At 62.7% G+C, this 21,034-nt stretch carries 16 protein-coding genes; 8 read left to right on the top strand and 8 right to left on the bottom strand.

Translation table 11 applies throughout. From position 1 onward, the window contains the following. The first annotated feature begins 1 nt into the window (after position 1). Together AC07T0_RS13065 and AC07T0_RS13060 are read left to right on the top strand one after the other, a co-directional pair. Positions 2 to 3,649: a transporter substrate-binding domain-containing protein gene (locus AC07T0_RS13065; protein WP_495001564.1), complete on the top strand. Its 3,648-nt coding sequence runs from the start codon at positions 2 to 4 to the stop codon at positions 3,647 to 3,649. Between the two features lie 61 nt (positions 3,650 to 3,710). Next, on the top strand, positions 3,711 to 6,662 hold the full coding sequence (locus AC07T0_RS13060; protein ID WP_495001563.1) for an HD domain-containing phosphohydrolase: 2,952 nt from the start codon (positions 3,711 to 3,713) through the stop codon (positions 6,660 to 6,662). A 6-nt stretch (positions 6,663 to 6,668) separates the two neighbouring features. Here the strand turns inward: AC07T0_RS13060 and AC07T0_RS13055 are convergent, their stop codons facing one another. Together AC07T0_RS13055 and AC07T0_RS13050 are read right to left on the bottom strand one after the other, a co-directional pair. Then, a complete protein-coding gene (locus AC07T0_RS13055; RefSeq protein WP_495001562.1) occupies positions 6,669 to 7,151 on the bottom strand; it encodes a GAF domain-containing protein in 483 nt (160 codons plus the stop codon). Then, entirely contained in the window at positions 7,148 to 8,038 is an 891-nt protein-coding gene (locus AC07T0_RS13050; RefSeq protein ID WP_495001561.1) for an ATP-binding protein, read from the bottom strand. The genes AC07T0_RS13055 and AC07T0_RS13050 overlap by 4 nt, the downstream gene beginning before the upstream one ends. Positions 8,039 to 8,205: 167 nt before the next feature. Between AC07T0_RS13050 and AC07T0_RS13045 the strand changes: the two genes are divergently transcribed. Next, positions 8,206 to 10,524, top strand: coding sequence for a hybrid sensor histidine kinase/response regulator (locus AC07T0_RS13045; RefSeq protein WP_495001560.1), 2,319 nt, complete (start codon positions 8,206 to 8,208; stop codon positions 10,522 to 10,524). Here AC07T0_RS13045 and AC07T0_RS13040 read toward each other — a convergent pair. The 3 genes from AC07T0_RS13040 to msrB all read right to left on the bottom strand — a co-directional run bounded on the left by AC07T0_RS13040 (position 10,511) and on the right by msrB (position 12,000). Further along, positions 10,511 to 10,969 (bottom strand): MarR family winged helix-turn-helix transcriptional regulator, encoded by a 459-nt coding sequence (locus AC07T0_RS13040; RefSeq protein WP_495001559.1) that lies wholly within the window; start codon positions 10,967 to 10,969, stop codon positions 10,511 to 10,513. The two genes, AC07T0_RS13045 and AC07T0_RS13040, sit on opposite strands and share 14 nt — an antisense overlap. Next, complete coding sequence (locus AC07T0_RS13035; RefSeq protein WP_495001558.1) at positions 10,966 to 11,451, bottom strand: glutathione peroxidase; 486 nt, start codon at positions 11,449 to 11,451, stop codon at positions 10,966 to 10,968. Before AC07T0_RS13035 ends, AC07T0_RS13040 begins: the two co-directional genes overlap by 4 nt. Positions 11,452 to 11,604: 153 nt before the next feature. Then, entirely contained in the window at positions 11,605 to 12,000 is a 396-nt protein-coding gene (msrB, locus tag AC07T0_RS13030) for a peptide-methionine (R)-S-oxide reductase MsrB (protein ID WP_495001557.1), read from the bottom strand. Positions 12,001 to 12,227: 227 nt separating this feature from the next. Here msrB and AC07T0_RS13025 point away from each other — a divergent pair, with 227 nt between their 5' ends. Further along, positions 12,228 to 13,439, top strand: coding sequence for a pyridoxal phosphate-dependent aminotransferase (locus tag AC07T0_RS13025; protein WP_495001556.1), 1,212 nt, complete (start codon positions 12,228 to 12,230; stop codon positions 13,437 to 13,439). 316 nt (positions 13,440 to 13,755) lie between these two features. After that, complete coding sequence (gene htpX / locus AC07T0_RS13020) at positions 13,756 to 14,643, top strand: protease HtpX (protein WP_103499304.1); 888 nt, start codon at positions 13,756 to 13,758, stop codon at positions 14,641 to 14,643. 188 nt (positions 14,644 to 14,831) lie between these two features. On the opposite strand, the gene AC07T0_RS13015 is transcribed toward htpX, so the two are convergent. Beyond that, positions 14,832 to 15,491 (bottom strand): thiopurine S-methyltransferase, encoded by a 660-nt coding sequence (locus AC07T0_RS13015; RefSeq protein WP_495001555.1) that lies wholly within the window; start codon positions 15,489 to 15,491, stop codon positions 14,832 to 14,834. 108 nt (positions 15,492 to 15,599) lie between these two features. Between AC07T0_RS13015 and AC07T0_RS13010 the strand changes: the two genes are divergently transcribed. Continuing rightward, complete coding sequence (locus tag AC07T0_RS13010; RefSeq protein WP_495001554.1) at positions 15,600 to 16,367, top strand: DODA-type extradiol aromatic ring-opening family dioxygenase; 768 nt, start codon at positions 15,600 to 15,602, stop codon at positions 16,365 to 16,367. A gap of 199 nt (positions 16,368 to 16,566) precedes the next feature. On the opposite strand, the gene AC07T0_RS13005 is transcribed toward AC07T0_RS13010, so the two are convergent. After that, positions 16,567 to 18,240 (bottom strand): DEAD/DEAH box helicase, encoded by a 1,674-nt coding sequence (locus AC07T0_RS13005; protein WP_495001553.1) that lies wholly within the window; start codon positions 18,238 to 18,240, stop codon positions 16,567 to 16,569. Positions 18,241 to 18,791: 551 nt separating this feature from the next. Beyond that, on the bottom strand, positions 18,792 to 19,700 hold the full coding sequence (prmB, locus tag AC07T0_RS13000; RefSeq protein ID WP_495001552.1) for a 50S ribosomal protein L3 N(5)-glutamine methyltransferase: 909 nt from the start codon (positions 19,698 to 19,700) through the stop codon (positions 18,792 to 18,794). A 221-nt stretch (positions 19,701 to 19,921) separates the two neighbouring features. Here prmB and AC07T0_RS12995 point away from each other — a divergent pair, with 221 nt between their 5' ends. Together AC07T0_RS12995 and AC07T0_RS12990 are read left to right on the top strand one after the other, a co-directional pair. Continuing rightward, on the top strand, positions 19,922 to 20,515 hold the full coding sequence (locus AC07T0_RS12995) for a cysteine hydrolase family protein (RefSeq protein ID WP_495001551.1): 594 nt from the start codon (positions 19,922 to 19,924) through the stop codon (positions 20,513 to 20,515). 138 nt (positions 20,516 to 20,653) lie between these two features. Beyond that, positions 20,654 to 20,974: a hypothetical protein gene (locus AC07T0_RS12990; RefSeq protein WP_495001550.1), complete on the top strand. Its 321-nt coding sequence runs from the start codon at positions 20,654 to 20,656 to the stop codon at positions 20,972 to 20,974. Positions 20,975 to 21,034 lie beyond the last annotated feature (60 nt).

Raw genomic sequence — 21,034 nt, 5'->3', positions numbered from 1 at the left:
AATGCCCACGCGCATAAAGGACTATCTGATGGTGATCACAGGCTTGTGCCTGTGCCTGTCAGCGCTTGCAGAGACCCCCAGTGTCACCCACTTCTCATTACTCAGCCGCTCGAGCACCAGCCACATGGAGGTCGCGCTGGACAAGGAACAGCGGCGCTGGGTCCAGGACAAGCGTGAACTGCTGCTCGGCACCTCCGCCCCGGACTACCCACCCTTCGACATGACCGTCAGCGGGCGAGACTACGAAGGCATCACCGCCGACTACGCCGGCATCCTGGGTCGGGCCCTGGGCTTGTCCGTCAAGGTGCAGAGCTTTGCTACCCGGGAGGCCGCCATCAGCGCCCTCGAACAGGGCCGGATCGACCTGCTCGGCAGCGCCAACGGCTTCGAGGCGGTGAACAAGAACATCGCCCTCTCGACCCCCTACGCCATCGACCAGCCGGTACTGGTCACCCGGGAAGACGAAACCCGCGCCCTGAACGATGGCCTGGCGGGGATGCGCCTGAGCATGGTCTACCACTACCTGCCGCTGGACGAGATCAAGAGCCTTTATCCCAACGCCACGCTGCAGTTCTACCCCTCCTACCTGAATGCGCTCAACGCCGTGGCGTTCGACCAGGCCGATGTGTTCCTCGGCGACACCATCTCGACCCACTACCTGATCAACAAGGGCTATTTGCGCAATGTGAAGATGGCCAACTTCGGCAAACACGAGGCCTACGGCTTCAGCTTTGCCGTACGCGGCGACAATGCCGTCCTGCTCGGCGCCGTCAACGCGGCCCTGAAGGCGATCCCCACCAGCGAGCGCGAGAATATCGCCCGCCGCTGGAGCGCCGGCAGCGACATCCTGCTGACCGACCACAAGCTGCAACTGACCGCGCGTGAAGAGCGCTGGCTCAAGGAGCACCCGGTGGTCCGCGTGGTGGTCAACGAAGCTCTGGCGCCCATCACCTTCTTCGACGCCGACAACAGCTTTCGCGGGGTCACCGCCGACCTGCTGGAGCTGATCCGCCTGCGCACCGGCCTGCGCTTCGAAGTACAACGCTCGCGCAGCCTGGAGGACATGATCAATCGAGTGCAAAACCATCAGGCCGACATCATCGCCGCCGTCAGCCCGACCAATGAGCGCGAGAATATCCTGCATTTCAGCCGGCCCTACATGGAAAACTCGTTCGTGCTGCTGACAGCCAAAGGCCGCGACGGCGTCAATAACCTCGATCAGATGCAAGGCCGGCGCCTGGCGGTTATTCGTGGCAACCCGCTGATCGACTATCTGCATCGGGACTTCCCGCAAATCAAGCTGATTGAAACCGATGACAGCCTCAAGGCAGTCGAACTGCTCGCCCAGGGCCAGGCGGACGGCGCGGTCAGCGCGCTGGTGATTGCCAACTACCTGATCGCCTCGCAGACCTTCGACGACAAATTGCAGATCAGCGCAACCATCGGCACCCAGCAGGCGATCTTCGCCCTGGCCACTGCCCGCGGCGCCACGGAGCTGAGCTCGATTCTCGACAAGGCGCTGCTGAGCATCGCTCCGGACGAACTGGGCATCATCAATAATCGCTGGCGCGGCTACACCCCGGCGTCGGACAGCTACTGGCGCAACTACCATCGGCTGATTCTGCAGATCGTCATGGGCGCTGGCGCGCTGCTGTTGCTTTCCCTTGGCTGGAACGCCTATATGCGCCGGCAGATCCGCCAACGGCAACTGGCCGAACGCGCCCTGAGCGACCAGTTCGAATTCATGCGCGCGCTGGTCAACGGCACGCCGCACCCGATCTATGTGCGCGATCGCGAAGGCCTGTTGCAGACCTGCAACGACAGCTACCTGCAAGCCTTCTCGAGCAAGCTCGAGGATGTGATCGGCAAGCGGGTCATGGACGCCTACCAGGGCAACGCCTTCGAGGCCCGGGAATACCAGGCCGACTACCAGCGGGTGATGGACGAAGGCACGGCGCAGATCTGCGACCGCACCCTGCATATCGGCGACCGCCGGATGACCATCTATCACTGGATCCTGCCCTACCGCAATTCCCTGGGCGAAGTGCAAGGCATCATCGGCGGCTGGATCGATATCAGCGAACGCCGCGAACTGTTCGACGAGTTGCGCGCGGCCAAGGATCAGGCCGACAGCGCCAACCGGGCCAAGAGCACCTTCCTGGCGACCATGAGCCACGAAATCCGCACGCCCATGAACGCGGTGATCGGCATGCTCGAACTGACCCTCAAGCGCGCCGACCAGGGCCATCTGGATCGCCCCGCCATCGAAGTCGCCTATAACTCGGCCAAGGACCTGCTGGAACTGATCGGCGATATCCTCGATATCGCCCGCATCGAGTCGGGACGCCTGAGCCTGTCCCCGGAACGGGTCAACCTCAGCGAACTGGTGGAGTCGGTGGTCAGGGTCTTCGATGGCCTGGCCCGGCAAAAGCAGCTGGACCTGGTGGTGCAGTTGCCCGAACGGCAGAGCATCGGCGACATCCTGATCGATCCGTTGCGCTTCAAGCAGATCCTCTCCAACCTGATCAGCAATGCCATCAAGTTCACCGAGCACGGCCAGGTCACCATCTCGCTGCTGATGCAGCCCGCCGCTGGCGCGCAGCGGACGAACATGAGCCTGACCGTCCAGGACAGTGGCATCGGCATCAGCGCCGCCGATCAGGCCCGGCTGTTCGAACCCTTCGTCCAGGCCGACAACTCCGGCCACCTGGCCCGCAGCGGCGCCGGCCTGGGCCTGGTGATCTGCCGCAGCCTGTGCGAAATGATGGGCGGCACCCTGGCCTTGTCCAGCGTGCCCGGTGAAGGCACCCGCGTGGTGGTAACCCTGCAACTGGACAGCCTCGAAGCCATGCCAGGCGCCACCCAGCGCGAACCGGAACTGGCCCCGGCGCTGCAAGCCTTGAATGTCCTGGTGGTGGACGATCACCCGGCCAACCGCTTGTTGATGTGCCAGCAACTGGGCTTTCTCGGCCACTCTTTCAGCACCGCGCAGAACGGCGCAAGCGGCTTGCAGACGTGGAAAGACGGGCACTTCGACCTGGTGATCGTCGACTGTAACATGCCGGTCCTGAACGGCTACGAGATGACCCGGCGCCTACGTGAACATGAAGCCAGCCATGATCTGGCGCCCTGCACGGTGTTCGGCTTCACCGCCAACGCCCAGCCCGAGGAACGCGCCCGCTGCAAAGAAGCCGGCATGGACGACTGCCTGTTCAAGCCCATCAGCCTGACCACCCTCAACCAGAAGCTCGCCGACGTCACGCCGCGCCCGCGCCCGGCCGCTTTCAGCCTCGACAGCCTGCACGCCCTGACCGGAGGCGAACCGCTGCTGATGCGCCGTTTGCTCAACGAGCTGTTGAGCAGTTGCCAGGCGGATCGCGAGGAGCTGCGCGGCGTGCCGGTCAGCGGTGACCTGCTTGCGCTGATCGACATGGCTCACAAGATCAAGGGCGCGGCGCGGATCGCCCAGGCCGGCGAGCTGGTAAAGCACTGCGAAACCCTGGAACAGCTCTGCCAGGAGGAGGCGCCGATACCGCGGCTCGAAGCCGCCCGGCAGGCCATTGTGCAGGCGCTGCTCGAACTCGAGACGGCCCTGCGCGAACACACCGACCCGCCGCCGGAAAAAATGCCCGTTCAGGGCAACACCTGACAGCGGACATTGACTATCCTTGGCGCTGAGCAGTGCACCCCATCACCCAGGAAGATCGGCGATGCCCCGTCCCATGCAACGCGAAAGACGCCGGCTGGCGCTGCACGTGCACATCAGTATCCTGTTCACCTGTCTGCTGCTGTTGACTGGCATCCTGCTGGGGCTGTTCAACTACCGGCAAACCACCCAGATCATTCTCTCCAGCAGCGAAAAACTCTTCGGCAGGGTCCGGGACGATGTACAGCTTGATCTACAGAACACCTACCAGCCGATTCGCCATCTGCTGAGCCTGCTGGCCATCGACGATCGCACCCAGGCCCCCGGGCTGGAGCAACGGCTGGCCCTGCTCAAGCCCTTCACCCAGGCCTTGAACGACAACCCGAACCTGGCCTCGCTTTACCTCGGTTACGCCGATGGCGACTTCTTCATGGTCCGACCGTTGCGCGACAGCGCCCTGCGCGCCTACTTCAAGGCGCCGGAGAATGCTGCTTTCCAGGTCTGGAGCATCGAGCGCGACCCCGGTGTCCAGGGGGTCAAGTCCGAATCGCTGTTCTTCGACGCGGCGTTGCAGTTGATCAGCCGCCAGGACAATCATCGCGAAGCCTACGATCCCCGCGTCAGAGCCTGGTTCAACAGCGCCCTGAACGACAGTGACCAGATCACCACCGCGCCCTACCTGTTTTTCTCCACTCACAATGTCGGCACCACCCTCGCCCGGCGCGGCAGCGCGAACGTGGTGATCGCCGCCGACCTGACCCTCGCCGACCTGTCCGCGACCCTGGACAGGCACAAGGTCACGCCCTCGACCGAAATCGTCCTGTTCGATGAAAACGCCAATGCCGTGGCCTACCCCGACTACGCCCGGTTGATCGGTGGCAGCAGCGACGCGCGCCTGCCCCGGGTGCAGGACCTGAGCCCGATCCTGCGGCGCTTCATGGAACCGGGCAACAGCACCGAGCACTACCTGAAGACCGCGCAACGGCAATGGATAGTCGCCCGCACGCAGCTCGCCGAAGGCGGTCCCAAGGGCCTGCAACTGGCGCTGCTGGTGCCGGAAGACGAACTGCTGGCGGATGCCTACCGGATCCGCTGGCAAGGCGCGCTGATCACCCTGGCCACCCTGTTGCTGTGTCTGCCCCTTGGCTGGCTGACCTCCAGACTGCTGGTCAAGCCGCTGCATGCCCTGGTGCAGGAGGCCGATGCGATTCGCAGCTTCAACTTCAACCACCCGGCGACACCACGTTCGCCAGTGTTGGAAGTCGACCGACTGGCGATCTCGATGACCCGCATGAAGCAGACCCTGGCCAGCTTCTTCGAAATCACCTCCAGCCTTTCGGCGCAAACCCGTTTCGACCCGCTGCTGCAACGGGTGCTCGAGGAAACGCTGAAAATCGCCCAGGCCCGGGCCGGCCTGATCTACCTGCTGGACAGCGAAAGCCGCCAGTTGGAGGCCCACGCCCTGGTCATCGATGGCGTACAGCAGGATCCCCGCCAATTCGATATCCGCAACGCCGCCGAGGCCGACGAACAGCGCCCGGCCTGGCTCAAGACACTCGACCGGCAGGACAACGTGGTCGCCACCCTCGGCTTCGAGCAGGCGGCCGACTTGCAAAAGGTCCTGCTCACCCTGGAAAGCCCACGCATTCACCTGATCGGTATTCGCCTGCACAATCGCCAGGGCGAAACCGTCGGCGTGCTTGCCCTGCTGCTGCCCGACAGCGGCACCGAAGCCGATATGGAGAACCTGCAGCCGGATCGCATCGCCTTTATCAGCGCCATTTCCGGCACCGCGGCCGCCTGTATCGAGAGCCAACGCCTGCAAGCCCGGCAGAAGCAGTTGCTGGACGCCTTCATCCAATTGCTGGCCGGGGCCATCGACGCCAAGAGTCCTTACACCGGCGGCCACTGCCAGCGCGTCCCGGCGCTGACACTGATGATCGCCGAAGCCGCCGCCGCCAGCCAGACGCCGGCGTTCAAGGGCTATCAGCCCACGGAGGACGAATGGGAAGCGCTGCACGTCGCCGCCTGGCTGCATGACTGCGGCAAGGTCACCACGCCGGAATACGTGGTCGACAAAGCGACCAAGCTGGAAACCCTGTACGACCGCATTCACGAAATACGCACCCGCTTCGAAGTGCTCAAGCGCGATGCCTGGGTCGACTATTGGCAAGGCCTGGCACAGGGTGGCAACGAGCCGGCCCTGAGCCAGGCGCGCGATACCAGCCTCGCGGCCCTGGATGAGGATTTTGCCTTTGTCGCCCACTGCAATCTTGGCAGCGAAGCCATGGCCGAGGCCGACCAGGCGCGCCTGCAGCGCATTGCCCAACGCACCTGGACCCGCACGCTGGACGATCGCCTGGGCGTTTCCTGGGAAGAACATCATCGCCAGGAACGCCAATCAGCTGCGCCCCTGCCGGTCAGCGAAGCGCTACTGGCGGACAAGCCCGAGCATCTGTTCGAACGCAACCCCGCCGAGCTGATCCCCGCCGACAACCGCTGGGGCTTCCAACTGGACGTGCCGCCCTACAAGTTCAATCGAGGGGAGTTGTACAACCTGAGCATTGCCCGCGGGACGCTGACCCGCGAAGAGCGCTACATCATCAACCATCACATGGTGCAGACCATCCTGATGCTCGATCAACTGCCATTTCCCGGGCACCTGGCCGCCGTGCCGGAGATCGCCGGCGGTCACCATGAAAAAATGGACGGCACCGGTTACCCCAAGCGCCTGAAGCGTGAACAGATGAGCCTGCCGGCGCGGATGATGGCGATTGCCGATATTTTCGAGGCGCTGACCGCCGCCGATCGCCCCTACAAAAAGGGCAAGAGCCTGAGCGAAGCGCTGGGCATCATGGCCGCCATGTGCCGCGACGCCCATATCGATCCGCAATTGTTCGAGTTGTTTATCCGCGAAGAAATCTACCTGGAGTACGCCCGGCAGCATGTCCTGCCCCAGCAGATCGACACGGTGGATGCCGAGTCGCTGCTGGAAAAGGCCGGGCTGGGCGCCTGAATCGCCTCAGCAGTCAGTCAGACGCAGGAAGATTGCCGCCAGGTGCTCGATGCCGGCCTGGTCTTCGAGGGTGAAGCGGGCCAGGCGCGGGCTGTCCAGGTCGAGCACGCCGACCAAGCGGCCGTCCTTGACCAGCGGTACCACCAGTTCGCTGTTCGAGGCGCTGTCGCAGGCGATATGCCCGGCAAACGCATGTACGTCCTCGACCCGCTGGGTTTCCCGGGTCGCCGCGGCGGTCCCGCAGACGCCCCGGCCGAAGGGAATGCGCACGCAGGCGATCTGCCCCTGGAACGGTCCGAGCAGCAGTTCTTCATCGCGGTTGAGGTAGAACCCGGCCCAGTTCAGGTCCTCCAGCTGATTGAACAGGAAGGCCGAGAATTGCGCGGCATTGGCGATAAAATCCCGCTCGTCCGCCAGCAGCGATTCCAACTGCGCGTGCAGCAGCCCGTAGCCGTCCAGGCCGCTACCCGCGTTCTGTAAATCGATCATGGTGCCTGCTCCAGCAACTTCAAACCCACCCAATAGCGGGCAAACTGATAGGCGCAACGGCCATTGCGATTACCGCGCCCGGTAGCCCAGCGCACCGCCTGGATATCCAGTGCCTCATCACGCTGCCAGGCCAGGCCGGCCTTGAGCGCCAACTCGCCGACCCAGTGCTCGACCACACTGAGAAAGTGCTCCTGGGTGAAGGGGTAGAACGACAGCCACAGGCCGAAGCGGTCGGACAAGGCGATCTTGTCCTCCACGGCTTCGCTGGGGTGCAATTCGCCGTCGACACGCGTCCAGTTTTCGTTATCGCTCTCTTTCTCCGGCACCAGGTGCCGGCGGTTCGAGGTGGCGTAGAGCAAGACGTTGTCCGGGGCCTGTTCGAGGGAACCGTCGAGCACGCTCTTGAGCACACGATAGTCGCCTTCGCCCGCCTCGAAGGACAGGTCATCGCAAAACAGCACGAAGCGCTGCGGCAACTTTTGCAACTGCTCCACCACCCGCGGCAGATCCGCCAGGTGATCGCGCTCGATCTCGATCAGGCGCAGGCCCGCTTTGGCATGCTCGGCGAGCAAGGCACGCACCAGCGAGGACTTGCCGGTGCCACGCGCGCCCCAGAGCAAGGCATGGTTGGCCGGCAAGCCATCGAGGAACTGCCGGGTGTTGCGCGCCAACTGCTCGCGTTGCTTGTCCACGCCGATCAGGTCGGACAACCGCATATCCAGGCTGACCTCCAGCGGCAACAAGTAGCCACTGCGACCTTCACGCTGCCAGCGGGCCGCCAGGCAGCCGTTCCAATCAATGGCCTGGCGCGGCGCGGGCAACAGCGGTTCAAGACGGGCGAGCACCGCGTCGGCACGCTCAAGAAAGGCATTCAATCGGGAATCCACGACGTTTCCTCAGGCAAGTTCATACGATGATGTCGCGTTGGCGCCGTCGGGCGCCGGCAAGCTCTGGCAGACTGCACACCGCGCGTATCGAATCCCCCACTGCCGGTGCGTGCCTCGGATCAGCTATGCTTGCCCGGCGAAGGGAAAGGAAAGTGGTACACCACCCCATGGATATAAAATTCACCCACCGCTTGTCCTACAAACAAGCCCGGTTGACGGTGCTGGTCGGCTTCATTCTGGGAACACTGCTCAGTCTGCTGCAAATCGGCATCGATTATGCCAGCGAAAGCGCCTCGATCAACCGTGAAATCCTCTCCCTGCTGGAAATCAGCCACAACCCGGCATCGAGGATCGCCTACAACATCGACGCCGAACTGGCGCAGGAACTGGCCCTGGGTCTGCTGCGCTCGCCGGCGGTGCTGCGCGCGCAGTTGATCGACAACAACCATATGGTCCTGGCCAGTGTCGAACGGCCGCGCCAGGAGGGCAGCTATCGGATGATCAGCGATTGGCTGTTCGGCGCCGATCGGCGCTTTGAAGACCGGCTTTTTCTCAGCCATTTGCCGGACGAATCCCTGGGCACCCTACACCTGGATATCGACACCTATACCTTCGGCATACGCTTCCTGCATCGGGCCGAGATCACCCTGCTCAACGGTTTTGCCCGCAGCCTGATCCTCACCCTCATCCTGCTGGTGTTGTTCTATGTGATGCTGACCAAACCTCTGGTGCGGGTGATCCAGGCCCTCAGCAGCAGCACCCCGGGCCAGTCGAAACAGGCGCGGCTGGCCTTCCCTCAGGGCCATGAACACGATGAGATCGGCGTGCTGGTCAAGGTCGCCAACCAGCAATTCGAGAACATGAGCACCGAGATCCAGCAGCGCCGCAGTGCTGAAAACCGCCTGACCGACTACCTGGGCCAGCTGGAAAATATCGTCTCGGCGCGCACCACCGAACTCAAGGCCAGCAACGCGCGGTTGAGTCAATCCAACGAAGAACTGGAGGTGGCGCGCAGCACGGCGCTGAACATGGCCCAGGCCCGTTCGGCGTTTCTGGCCAACATGAGCCATGAGATCCGCACGCCCTTGAACGGGCTGCTCGGCATGATCGCCCTGTCCCTGGACAGCCCGTTGAACGCCGAGCAACGCCAGCAGTTGTCGATTGCCCACGACTCAGGGAAAGTCCTGGTGGAGCTGCTCAACGACATCCTCGACCTGTCGAAATTCGATGCCGGGCAATTGGAGCTGGAGCGCATCCCCTTCGACCTCGGCGCGCTGATCGAGGACACCGCCAACCTGCTTTCGCAAAACGCCGCCCCCAGCGTCGAGCTGGCCTGCCTGATCGACCCGCAATTCCCGGCGCTGGTACTCGGCGACCCGACGCGGGTCCGGCAGATCGTCAGCAACCTGTTGTCCAACGCCCTGAAGTTCACTCGCTTCGGCCGGGTCGATGTGCGCCTGAGCGCCCGCGACAACGGCGTGCGCATCGAAATCTGCGACACCGGTATCGGTATCGCCCAGGAAGCCCAGGCGAAGATCTTCCAGCCCTTCACCCAGGCCGGTGCCGGCATCACCCGCCAGTTCGGCGGCACCGGCCTGGGGCTGACCCTGACCTACAACCTCTGCGAGGCCATGAAAGGCCGCCTGACCATCAACTCCGAAGTCGGCTTCGGCAGCCAGTTCTGCGCCGAACTGCCGCTGCCCGGACACACGCCGGCGGCGACACCGCGGCTCCTCACCGGCAAGATCATCGCCGTGACCTCCAGCACCAGCGGCCTGAGCGAACTGCTCGGCCAGCAGTTGCCGGTCTGGGGCCTGGACTATCAACACTACGGGCTGGATGACAGCCTGGCCGGCGTTAACCCCGACCTGTTGATCACCGACTGTCCCGAATGCCTGTTCGGCCTGCGGCCGGCAATCAGCGCGCCGATCCTGCTGGTCACCGCCTATGGCAACTTCATGCCCAGTGAGCAGGCCAGTGCCCTCGCCCCGCTGCAACAGCAGGCCCGCCCCTTGGCGCGCAACGCGCTGTACCAGACGCTGGCGCGCATCCTGCTGCCCGACGATCCGGCAGAGCTCAACGTCCAGCCCCGGGACAGCCAGCCCTTGCGGCGCGCGCGTATCCTGTTGGTGGAGGACAATCCGGTCAATCAACTGGTGGCCAAGGGCATGCTCGGCAAGCTCGGCTGCGAAGTGACAGTCGCCGCCCATGGCGGCGAGGCCCTGAGCCAGCTGGAGCAGCAGGTGTTCGACCTGGTGTTGATGGACTGCAATATGCCGGTCATGAATGGTTACGAAGCCAGCCGGCAGATACGCCGTAGTGGGCGCTGGCCAAACCTGCCGATCGTCGCGCTGACGGCCAACGCCATGCCCGAGGAACGTGAACGCTGCCGGGCCGCGGGCATGAGCGATTACCTGGCCAAGCCCTTCCGCCGTGAAGAACTGATGGCCCTGCTCGAACAGTGGGTGCCTGCTACAACGACTTGAGTTGGACCAGCAACTGGTCGAGGCCGTGGCGCAGCTCGTCGAGCCGGGTCAGATCGACGCCACTGTCGCAGAGCAGGCGGGTCTTGATCGGCAACACCTGAGCACGCAAGGCCGCCCCCGCCGGGCTCAGGCTCAGGTGCACTTCGCGCTCGTCGAGGGCCGAACGACGCCGTTGCACCAGGGCCATCTGCTCGAGGCGCTTGAGCAGCGGCGTCAGCGTCCCCGAGTCCAGCAGCAGGCGCTCGCCGAGAGCCTTGACCGTCGGTTGCGCCGGCGCGCTGTCGTGCCACTCCCACAGCACCAGCATCGCCAGGTACTGCGGGTAGGTCAGGCGCAACTGCTCCAGCATCGGCTTGTAGCCGCGGATCACCGCCCGGGAAGCGGCATAGAGCTTGAAGCAGAGCTGGCTGTCGAGGCTCAGCGAATCGCTGGACAGGTCATTCATTTAAGCAGGGCTTCGATCTCGCGGGTGAGGTTCTCCGGCTTGGTGGTGGGCGCGAAACGCTTCACCAGGCGGCCGTCCTTGCCAATCAGGAACTTGGTGAAATTCCACTTGATGCCCTGGGACCAGAGCAGACCCGGTGCGCGTTTCTTCAGCTGGACGAACAGCGGATGGGCAGCGTCGCCGTTGACGTCGATCTTCTTGAACAGCGGGAAACTGACGCCGTAGTTCAGCTCGCAGAACTCGGAGATCGCCCCTTCGTTGCCCGGCTCCTGCTTGCCGAACTGGTTGCAGGGAAAACCGAGCACCACCAGCCCCTGGTCCTTGTAGGACTGCCAGAGTTGCTCAAGCCCTTTGTACTGCGGGGTAAACCCGCACTTGCTGGCGGTGTTGACCACCAGGATCGCCTTGCCGGCGAAGTCGCCCAGGGTCTTTTGCTCGCCCTTGATGGTGGTGCAAGGGATGTTCAGCAGGTTATCGCTCATGACAGTTCCTCCAATGAATGTCGAACAAGATAGCGAGCAATTGAATTGCGCACAATTCAATTGCTCGGATTGATGGTCCCCTATAAGCCATGCCCCCCAGCCCACCAGGTTTCGCGCGGGCCCGGAAATCAGGAACACCGCGCAACAGCGGATTCAGCCGCGCGGAGCCAGATCCAGGCACACCGAGTTGATGCAGTAGCGCAAACCGGTCGGCGGCGGGCCGTCGGGAAAAACATGGCCCAGGTGCGCGTCGCATTTGGCGCAGACCACTTCGGTGCGGATCATGCCGTGGCTGATATCGCGGATCTCGACCATCGCATTGTCGCCGATCGGCTGGTAGAAACTCGGCCAGCCGCAGCCGGAGTCGAACTTGGTACGGGAATCAAACAGCGGCTCATTGCAGCAGATGCAATGATAGACCCCGTCGGTCTTGGTGCCGTTGTATTTACCGGAAAACGGCCGCTCGGTGCCTTTGAGCCGGCACACGTTGTACTGCTCCGGGTCGAGCATGGCGTGCCATTCTTCCAGGGTTTTTTCCAACTTTTCCATCGTTACACCTCGGCGGCTGAAAAACCCCGATCTGTCTCTTTTCCACGGATCGGGCGGCACGTATGATTGCGCCTCGTCAAATGCCAGTCTGGCACCCGCGTCCGACGCATTCAAACGGATTTTCCCAGCCAGCGGCTGGGGGACCACAAGACGCGGTGAAAACGCAGTATTGCCATAGCGGCCTCGACGAGACCGCCTGGATCGTCCATTTTCAGGATCACATCGCCATGCAGGTCAGCAAATCGAACAAGCTCGCCAACGTCTGCTATGACATTCGCGGCCCAGTGCTCAAGCACGCCAAGCGCCTGGAAGAGGAAGGCCATCGCATCCTCAAGCTGAACATCGGCAACCCGGCGCCCTTCGGTTTCGAAGCCCCGGACGAAATCCTCCAGGACGTGATCCGCAACCTGCCGACCGCGCAGGGCTACAGTGACTCCAAGGGTCTGTTCAGCGCCCGCAAGGCGGTCATGCAGTACTACCAGCAAAAGCAGGTCGAAGGTGTCGGCATCGAAGACATCTACCTGGGCAACGGTGTGTCCGAACTGATCGTGATGTCCATGCAGGCCCTGCTCAACAATGGCGACGAAGTGCTGGTTCCGGCGCCGGACTACCCGCTGTGGACCGCCGCCGTGACCCTGGCCGGAGGCAACCCGGTGCATTACCTGTGCGACGAGCAGGCCAACTGGTGGCCGGACCTGGCCGACATCAAGGCCAAGATCACCCCCAACACCAAGGCCCTGGTGATCATCAACCCGAACAACCCGACAGGCGCGGTGTATTCGAAGGAAGTCCTGCTGGGCATGCTGGAACTGGCCCGCCAGCACAACCTCGTGGTCTTTTCCGACGAAATCTACGACAAGATCCTCTACGACGACGCCGTCCACATCTGCACCGGCTCCCTGGCGCCCGACCTGCTCTGCCTGACCTTCAACGGCCTGTCCAAATCCTACCGGGTCGCGGGTTTCCGCTCCGGCTGGGTGGCAATCTCCGGGCCCAAGCAGAATGCCCAGAGCTACATCGAAGGCATCGACATACTGGCCAACATGCGCCTGTGCGCCAACGTGCCGAGCCAGCACGCGATCCAGACCGCCCTCGGCGGCTACCAGAGCATCAACGACCTGGTGTTGCCGGCCGGCCGCCTGCTGGAACAGCGCAACCGCACCTGGGAACTGCTCAACGACATTCCTGGTGTCAGCTGCGTGAAACCCATGGGCGCGCTCTACGCCTTCCCGCGGATCGACCCGAAAGTCTGCCCGATCCTCAACGACGAGAAGTTCGTCCTCGACCTGCTGCTCTCGGAAAAACTGCTGGTGGTCCAGGGCACCGCGTTCAACTGGCCATGGCCCGATCACTTCCGCGTGGTCACCCTGCCTCGGGTGGATGACCTGGAACAGGCCATCGGGCGCATCGGCTCGTTCCTGAAAACCTACCGCCAGTAATCTCCTACAACCTCCTGCGACTCATCCGTGAGCCGCAGGAGGGCACTTTTCCCTCATTTCTTTTTGTATGTCTTTGCGTCAGCATGCCGCCGGCCAGGGACTCCCCCTCACAGCCAACACATCCCCCGGTTTCAAAGGGGCTTGCAGCGCTACGCCGCCTTAAAAACCCGAGCTATCCCTTAGGAAATGACTGGCAAGCGGCTAGAATCAAGCTGTAGGACACAGTTTGAAATAGTCACCCGGTTGAATAGGTCGGAGCCGCACCTTATATACCCCGCATGACGCTACATCTTTAGCTGAGGAGAAACTTTCAACCATGATGCGCATCCTGCTGTTCTTGGCCACTAACCTGGCGGTCGTGCTGATTGCCAGCATCACCCTGAGCCTTTTCGGCTTCAACGGGTTCATGGCGGCCAACGGGGTTGATCTCAACCTCAATCAGCTGCTGGTCTTCTGTGCGGTCTTTGGTTTCGCGGGTTCGCTGTTCTCGCTGTTCATCTCCAAGTGGATGGCGAAGATGAGCACCGGCACCCAGCTCATTACCCAACCTCGTACCCGCCATGAACAGTGGCTGCTGCAAACCGTCGAGCAACTGTCCCGCGACGCCGGGATCAAGATGCCCGAAGTGGGTATCTTCCCGGCCTACGAGGCGAACGCCTTCGCCACCGGCTGGAACAAGAACGACGCGCTGGTCGCGGTCAGCCAGGGCTTGCTGGAGCGGTTCTCGCCCGATGAAGTGAAAGCCGTGCTGGCCCACGAGATCGGCCACGTGGCCAATGGCGACATGGTCACCCTGGCGCTGATACAGGGCGTGGTGAACACCTTCGTGATGTTCTTCGCGCGAATCATCGGCAACTTCGTCGACAAGGTCATCTTCAAGAATGAAGAAGGCCAGGGCATCGCCTACTACGTGGCGACCATCTTCGCCGAACTGGTCCTGGGCTTCCTGGCCAGCGCCATCGTCATGTGGTTCTCGCGCAAGCGCGAATTCCGCGCCGACGAAGCCGGGGCCAGCCTCGCCGGTACCGCCGCGATGATCGGCGCCCTGCAACGTTTGCGCTCCGAACAGGGTTTGCCGGTGCACATGCCGGACACCCTGAACGCCTTCGGCATCAACGGTGGCCTGAAACAGGGCCTGGCGAAGATGTTCATGAGCCACCCGCCGCTGGAAGAGCGTATCGAAGCCCTGCGTCGGCGCGGCTGATAAGCACCCTGATGGCCCCGCTTATGAGGGGCTGTGGTTGTGGGAGCGGAGCTTGCCCGCGAAGGCGCCTGTGAGGACGCCAAAAGCTTCGCGGGCAAGCTCCGCTCCCACAACAGCCAACAGCGCGGTGTTTTCAGAGTCACCACCCGCCTGTCTCCTGCCCTGATCATCGCAGGCTTACCCGCCTCCTACGAAACCTTCTCCAAGCGGTAAACCCGCTCATCAAGCCGGGTGACACCGGCCTGGAGAAACTTCCAGCTTTCGCCGAGCACATCCTGCTCGTCCTCCACCTGAAGCTGCCATTGGGGCTCCAGCAAGCGCCGGACCTCCCCATCGAGCAAGGCGAACGGCGGCCCATCGAGTTGGGTCTGGTCGTAGTCCAGGGTGATCAACAAGCCCTGGGTGCCGACCGCCAGTATCCTGCTCAAATGCGCCGCATAACGCTCGCGCATGGCTGGCGGCAAGGCGATCAGCGCCGCCCGGTCATACAACCCCACGCAGTCGGCAACGTCTTGCGCCGTCAAGGCAAAGAAATCCCCGCACCAGAGCTCCAGCGGACCCGCCTCATAAACCATGAACGCGCCCTGCTGACGTATCAGCGGCTTGAGCTGCTGCTCGGCAAAAAAAGCCTCCACCGCCTTCTCCGACAACTCCACCCCCAGGACCCGCAGGCCTTGCGCCGCCAGCCAGGCCAGGTCGAGACTCTTGCCACACAAGGGCACCAGCACCCGCGCCTCGATCGGCAATGCCAGGTCGGGCCAGAAGCGCTGCAGATGGGGGTTGACCTGCTCCAGGTGAAAGCCGATCTGGTTGTGTTCCCAACGCTTGTGCCAAAATTCCGGTTGCATAGGTCACCCTGAAAATTCGATCAAAAAGCACTAAAACTTATATTAGATTTAGATCAATGATCTGATTGAAGATGGCGTCATCTTAACTCGACGCTCAGGACTTTTATTATGCTCCCCAGCCTGTTCATCTCCCACGGTTCGCCCATGCTGGCCCTCGATCCCGGCGCCAGTGGCCCGGCCCTGGCGCGCCTGGCGGCCGAGCTGCCGCGACCGAAGGCCATCGTCATCGTCTCGGCCCACTGGGAAAGCCAGGACCTGCGGGTCAGCAGCAATCCGCAACCGGAAACCTGGCACGACTTCGGCGGTTTTCCACAGGAGCTGTTCGCCGTGCAATACCCGGCGCCCGGTGAGCCGCAGTTGGCCGCCGAGGTCGCCGCGCTCCTCAATGCCGCCGGTCTGCCCGCTCAGCTCGATGAGCAGCGCCCGTTCGACCACGGGGTCTGGGTGCCCCTGTCGCTGATGTACCCGCAAGCCGATATCCCGGTGGTCCAGGTGTCCCTGCCGAGCCGCCAGGGCCCGGCCCTGCAGACGCGCATCGGGCATGCGCTCAGCGGCCTGCGGGCACAGGGCATCCTGCTGATCGGCTCCGGCAGCATTACCCATAATCTTGGCGAACTGGACTGGCATGCCGGGCCGAACAGCATCGAGCCGTGGGCCAAGGCCTTCCGCGACTGGATGGTCGACAAGCTCGCCGCCGATGACGAAGCGGCCCTGCACGACTACCGCAAACAGGCGCCCTACGCCGTGCGCAGCCACCCCAGCGACGAACACCTGCTGCCGCTGTACTTCGCTCGTGGCGCCGGCGGCCAGATGAGCATTGCCCACCAGGGTTTCACCATGGGCGCCCTGGGCATGGACATCTATCGCTTCGCCTGACGCGCCCCCCCCCTGTGGGAGCCCGGCTTGCTGGCGATGAGGCCAGTGAGTCTTGCAGTGATCTTACGGACGCCATCGCCGGCAAGCCGGGCTCCCACAGGGGTTCGCACGGTGAATGCGCAAACGCTGTAAAAACAGGCAAAAAAAATCCCCGAACCAGTCGGGGATTTTTTTATCGATCAATCAACCCGGGGGCTGATCAATCTTCGCGGTAACGACGCAGCTTGAGCTGCTTGCCAGCCACGCGGGTGTCCTTCAGTTTGGTCAGCAGACGCTCCAGACCATCTTCCGGCAGTTCTACCAGACTGAAGCTGTCACGCACCTGGATGCGACCGATCGCTTCACGCGCCAGGCCACCTTCGTTAAGGATGGCGCCCAGCAGGTTCTTGGCGGCGATACCGTCACGCGCACCCAGCGCGGTACGGCAACGGGCACGACCTTCAGCCAACGGCACCGGAGCACGACGCTCACGATCGCTACGCTCAGGACGGTCACCGGAACGCTCCGGACGATCGCCACGTGGCGCATTGTTCGGCACCAGCGGACGCTCTTTCTCGATCGCCGCCAGGGTCAGCGCCTGGCCATTGGTGGCCTTGCGCAGCAGGGCCGCGGCCAGGGCACGCGGGCTGCAACCGATATCGGCGGTCAGGCGATCGAGCAGCTCGCCATGGGTCGATTCAGCATCGGCTACCAGTGGCGAAAGGCTGTTGGTCAGTTTCTTGATGCGCGCATCGAGAACAGCCTGGGCATCCGGCAGGCGGACTTCGGCGACTTTCTGACCGGTCACACGCTCGATCACTTGCAGCATGCGGCGCTCACGTGGCGTCACCAGCAACAGTGCGCGACCTTCGCGACCGGCACGGCCGGTACGGCCGATACGGTGCACGTAGGACTCAGGATCGTACGGCATGTCGACGTTGAACACGTGGGTGATACGCGGAACGTCCAGGCCACGTGCGGCAACGTCGGTCGCCACAACGATGTCCAGACGGCCATCCTTGAGGGATTCGATCACGCGCTCACGCTGGTTCTGGGCGATGTCGCCGTTCAGCGCGGCAGCCTTGTAGCCTTTGGCTTCCAGGGCGCTGGCCAGGTCCAGGGTCGCTTGCTTGGTGCGCACGAACATGATCAGGGCGTCGAAATCCTCGACTTCCAGCAGGCTCAGCACAGCCGAGGTCTTCTGGTCGGCGTGAACCAACAGGTGAGCCTGTTCGATCGCGGTAACGGTCTGGGTCTTGGTCTGAATCTTGACGTGTTGCGGATCGCGCAGATGGCGTTCGGCAATGGCGCGGATCGACTGCGGCAGGGTCGCCGAGAACAAAACGGTCTGACGGGTTGCTGGCAGGGACTTGAAGATGACTTCCAGGTCGTCCATGAAGCCAAGCTTGAGCATTTCGTCCGCTTCATCGAGAACCAGGTGGTTCACGGTGGCCAGGACTTTTTCGTCACGACGCAGGTGGTCGCACAGACGACCCGGAGTGGCGACAACAATCTGTGCGCCATTACGGATTGCTTTCAGTTGTGGGCCCATGGGCGCGCCGCCGTAAACGGCCACAACGGTAACGCCCGGCATTTGCTTGGCGTAGGTTTCGAAAGCGGTTGCTACTTGCAACGCCAACTCACGGGTTGGCGCCAGGATCAGGGCTTGCGGTTCGCGCTTAGCAGGATCGATACGATGCAGGATCGGCAGGGCGAACGCAGCGGTTTTACCCGTACCGGTTTGCGCCTGGCCAATCATGTCGTGGCCGGCCATGATGATCGGGATCGATTGCTGCTGGATAGCCGAAGGCTCTTCGTAGCCAGTCGCGGTGACGGCTGCAAGAATATTCGGATTAAGATTAAAAGCGGCGAAGCCGCCGATTTCCTGGGTCATGGGTCTGCCTCTAAGTGCATCCGCAAAGACCCATGCTCCAAAGCTGCGCATGCCTTGTAAGACTCTGAGAGTCACCCTGGCAGCTTTGTCGGCGGGGATTTGCGAAAACGATTGAATGAAAGAATCGTCAAGGATAGTCCGCATGGCGGACAGCAGCCGAAGCTGACTTCGGGGAATTGCATTACCTAAACGCGGCCCGGTTAAAGGCCGGCGCGCACTATACCGGAATTGGCGAAAAAAGGGAGATTTATTTATCTGGAAATGCCGCTGTACGCCTCTCTATGGCGGGCTTTGCAGATAATCGGTCACCGGCTTGCCTCTGACCCTCCTTGCCGGATGGGCCTGGCGGCTTAAACGGTTCACTCGTCGGAATCTGCGAATAAAACTCAAGCGATCTCCAGAGCACGACAAAACTGCGTATGCCGTCTTGCCCCTTGACTCGCAACTGCAGCCAACGCTGTCAATGTGGGAGCCGGCTTGCCGGCGATAGCGGTGTTGGATTCACCATCGTCATCGCTGGCAAGCCAGCTCCTACAAGGTCCGTGTTTGCTTCAGATCCTGGCGGCGAACAAGGCCTGATGCGCCCGGCATTGCTCGGCCGTAAGCATGAACACGCCGTGCCCACCGCGCTCGAAGTCCAGCCAGGCAAAGTCCACCTCGGGGTACAGCGCCTCGACATGCACCTGGCTGTTGCCGACCTCGACAATCAGCAGGCCCTTCTCGGTCAGATGATCCGCCGCCTCGGCCAGCATCCGCCGTACCAGGTTCAGACCGTCGTCACCGCACGCCAGGCCCAGCTCGGGCTCATGCTGGTATTCCTCCGGCATGTCGGCAAAATCCTCGGCATCCACATAAGGGGGGTTGGAGACGATCAGGTCGAAACGCTGGCCGGGCAGACCGTCGAAACCATCGCCCTGGACCGTGAACACCCGCTCATCGACGCCGTGGCGCTCGATATTCTGGTTGGCCACTTCCAGCGCCTCGAAAGACAGGTCGGCCAACACCACTTCCGCCTGCGGGAACTCATAGGCACAGGCGATGCCAATGCAGCCGGAGCCAGTGCACAGGTCGAGAATCCGCGCTGGCTCATTCGCCAGCCAGGGAGCGAAGTGGCCCTCAATCAATTCGCCGATCGGCGAACGTGGAATCAGCACCCGCTCGTCAACGATAAACGACAGACCACAGAACCAGGCCTCGCCCAGCAGATAGGCGGTGGGCACACGATCTTCGATGCGGCGCTTGAGCAGGTGCTGCAAGCGGCTCAGCTCGTCATCTTCCAGGCGGCAGTCGAGGTAGCTGTCGGCGATTTCCCATGGCAGGTGCAAGGCCCCCAGCACCAGTTGACGCGCCTCATCCCAGGCATTATCGGTGCCATGACCAAAAAACAGATCCGCGCCATGAAAGCGGCTGACAGCCCAACGAATATGGTCGCGCAGCGTACGCAGGCGGGAATTGATCACGGGGGGAGGCTCCTGAAAAAAACGACGGGGGATTCTAACAGTCAAACCGGCACCGGGTGAAAATAAGGCAAAAAGACATCATCCACCGCCGTTTCGCCCGCGGGCAAACAACCCTTGACACGGCTACAGCCCAATAACCACGCCGCCTGCGCGGGTTGCGATTCACATACGCGCTCAGCCGGAGGACAATGCGGTAAAAGCCCCACTCAAAGGAGCCCCGAATGCCTGTTCCAAAGACGATGTTTCAACTCAGCGGCCGTGGTTATGCAGCCGCCAATCTGGGCCATGCCAGCCTGTTGATCATCGACGCCCAGAAAGAATATCTCAGCGGCCCGCTGGCCTTGTCCGGCATGGACGCTGCCGTCGACAATATCAAGCAGTTGGTGGCCGCCGCCCGCCAGGCCGGACGCCCCATCGTGCATATCCGTCACCTGGGCACCGTGGGCGGTCTGTTCGATCCCCAGGGCGAGCGCGGCGAATTCATCCCCGGGCTGGAACCCCAGGGCGACGAAACCCTGATCGGCAAGCTGCTGCCCAGCGCCTTTCACGGCACCGGCCTGGAGAAGCACCTGCAGGACCTCGGCTCCCTGGACCTGATCGTCTGCGGTTTCATGAGCCACTCCAGTGTCAGCACCACGGTGCGCGCAGCCAAGAACCTGGGTTTCCGCTGTACCCTGGTGGAAGATGCCTGCGCGACCCGCGACCTGCCCTACAAAGGTGAAATCATCAGCGCTGTCCAGGTCCAGCGTACCGAGATGGCGATCATGGCGGACAATTTCGCCACCCTCGCCCAGACCAAAGAGCTGATCGGCTAGCCGTTTCGATGGAGCGTCCTGACGACCGCCCATCCATTAACGCGGTCAATTGCGTCTCATTTTCCGATTTCCCGGACACATCAGGAACAAGCCGACCATCTCCCGGTCGAAGGGCCGATACTCATAGAGGAAATCGGAATGAAGATATCCGATGGTTTTGACGCTCGCCGCCTGCGCCCCCGGGGCCAGAGCAGCTGGGGCTCACGTTTGAGCGCGGCGCTTGCCGCGTTGCTGGCCACCTTCGGGGTGCTGCTGATCATGGCCGGCGCGGCCAGCCTGCTCGGCCACGCGCCGGCACTGGGTGATTTGAATGCCACGCCGGTCGGTTCGGCGGTGGCTTTGGGCGTGGGCCTGCTGACGCTCTGGCTCGGTGTCTGGCTGTGGCGCCGCAGCCGGCGCCGGATGCGCCGCGGCCACGGGCTGAACATCGCCCCCCACCTGATGAAAAAGCACGACTGATCAAGCACCTGCGCGCAATCTGCGGTGACGCCACCCAGGGCACTTGGGTAAACTGCCAGG

The organism is Pseudomonas sp. GW821-FHT04D07 (assembly GCF_059420225.1).
This window is presented reverse-complemented; position numbering and strand designations above follow the sequence as displayed.

Coding starts and splice junctions, on each gene's coding strand:
- AC07T0_RS13065 (WP_495001564.1), top strand. CDS start 2: ATGCCCACGCGCATAAAGGACTATCTGATGGTGATCACAGGCTTGTGC.
- AC07T0_RS13060 (WP_495001563.1), top strand. CDS start 3,711: ATGCCCCGTCCCATGCAACGCGAAAGACGCCGGCTGGCGCTGCACGTG.
- AC07T0_RS13055 (WP_495001562.1), bottom strand. CDS start 7,151: ATGATCGATTTACAGAACGCGGGTAGCGGCCTGGACGGCTACGGGCTG.
- AC07T0_RS13045 (WP_495001560.1), top strand. CDS start 8,206: ATGGATATAAAATTCACCCACCGCTTGTCCTACAAACAAGCCCGGTTG.
- AC07T0_RS13040 (WP_495001559.1), bottom strand. CDS start 10,969: ATGAATGACCTGTCCAGCGATTCGCTGAGCCTCGACAGCCAGCTCTGC.
- AC07T0_RS13035 (WP_495001558.1), bottom strand. CDS start 11,451: ATGAGCGATAACCTGCTGAACATCCCTTGCACCACCATCAAGGGCGAG.
- msrB (WP_495001557.1), bottom strand. CDS start 12,000: ATGGAAAAGTTGGAAAAAACCCTGGAAGAATGGCACGCCATGCTCGAC.
- AC07T0_RS13025 (WP_495001556.1), top strand. CDS start 12,228: ATGCAGGTCAGCAAATCGAACAAGCTCGCCAACGTCTGCTATGACATT.
- htpX (WP_103499304.1), top strand. CDS start 13,756: ATGATGCGCATCCTGCTGTTCTTGGCCACTAACCTGGCGGTCGTGCTG.
- AC07T0_RS13015 (WP_495001555.1), bottom strand. CDS start 15,491: ATGCAACCGGAATTTTGGCACAAGCGTTGGGAACACAACCAGATCGGC.
- AC07T0_RS13010 (WP_495001554.1), top strand. CDS start 15,600: ATGCTCCCCAGCCTGTTCATCTCCCACGGTTCGCCCATGCTGGCCCTC.
- AC07T0_RS13005 (WP_495001553.1), bottom strand. CDS start 18,240: ATGACCCAGGAAATCGGCGGCTTCGCCGCTTTTAATCTTAATCCGAAT.
- AC07T0_RS12995 (WP_495001551.1), top strand. CDS start 19,922: ATGCCTGTTCCAAAGACGATGTTTCAACTCAGCGGCCGTGGTTATGCA.
- AC07T0_RS12990 (WP_495001550.1), top strand. CDS start 20,654: ATGAAGATATCCGATGGTTTTGACGCTCGCCGCCTGCGCCCCCGGGGC.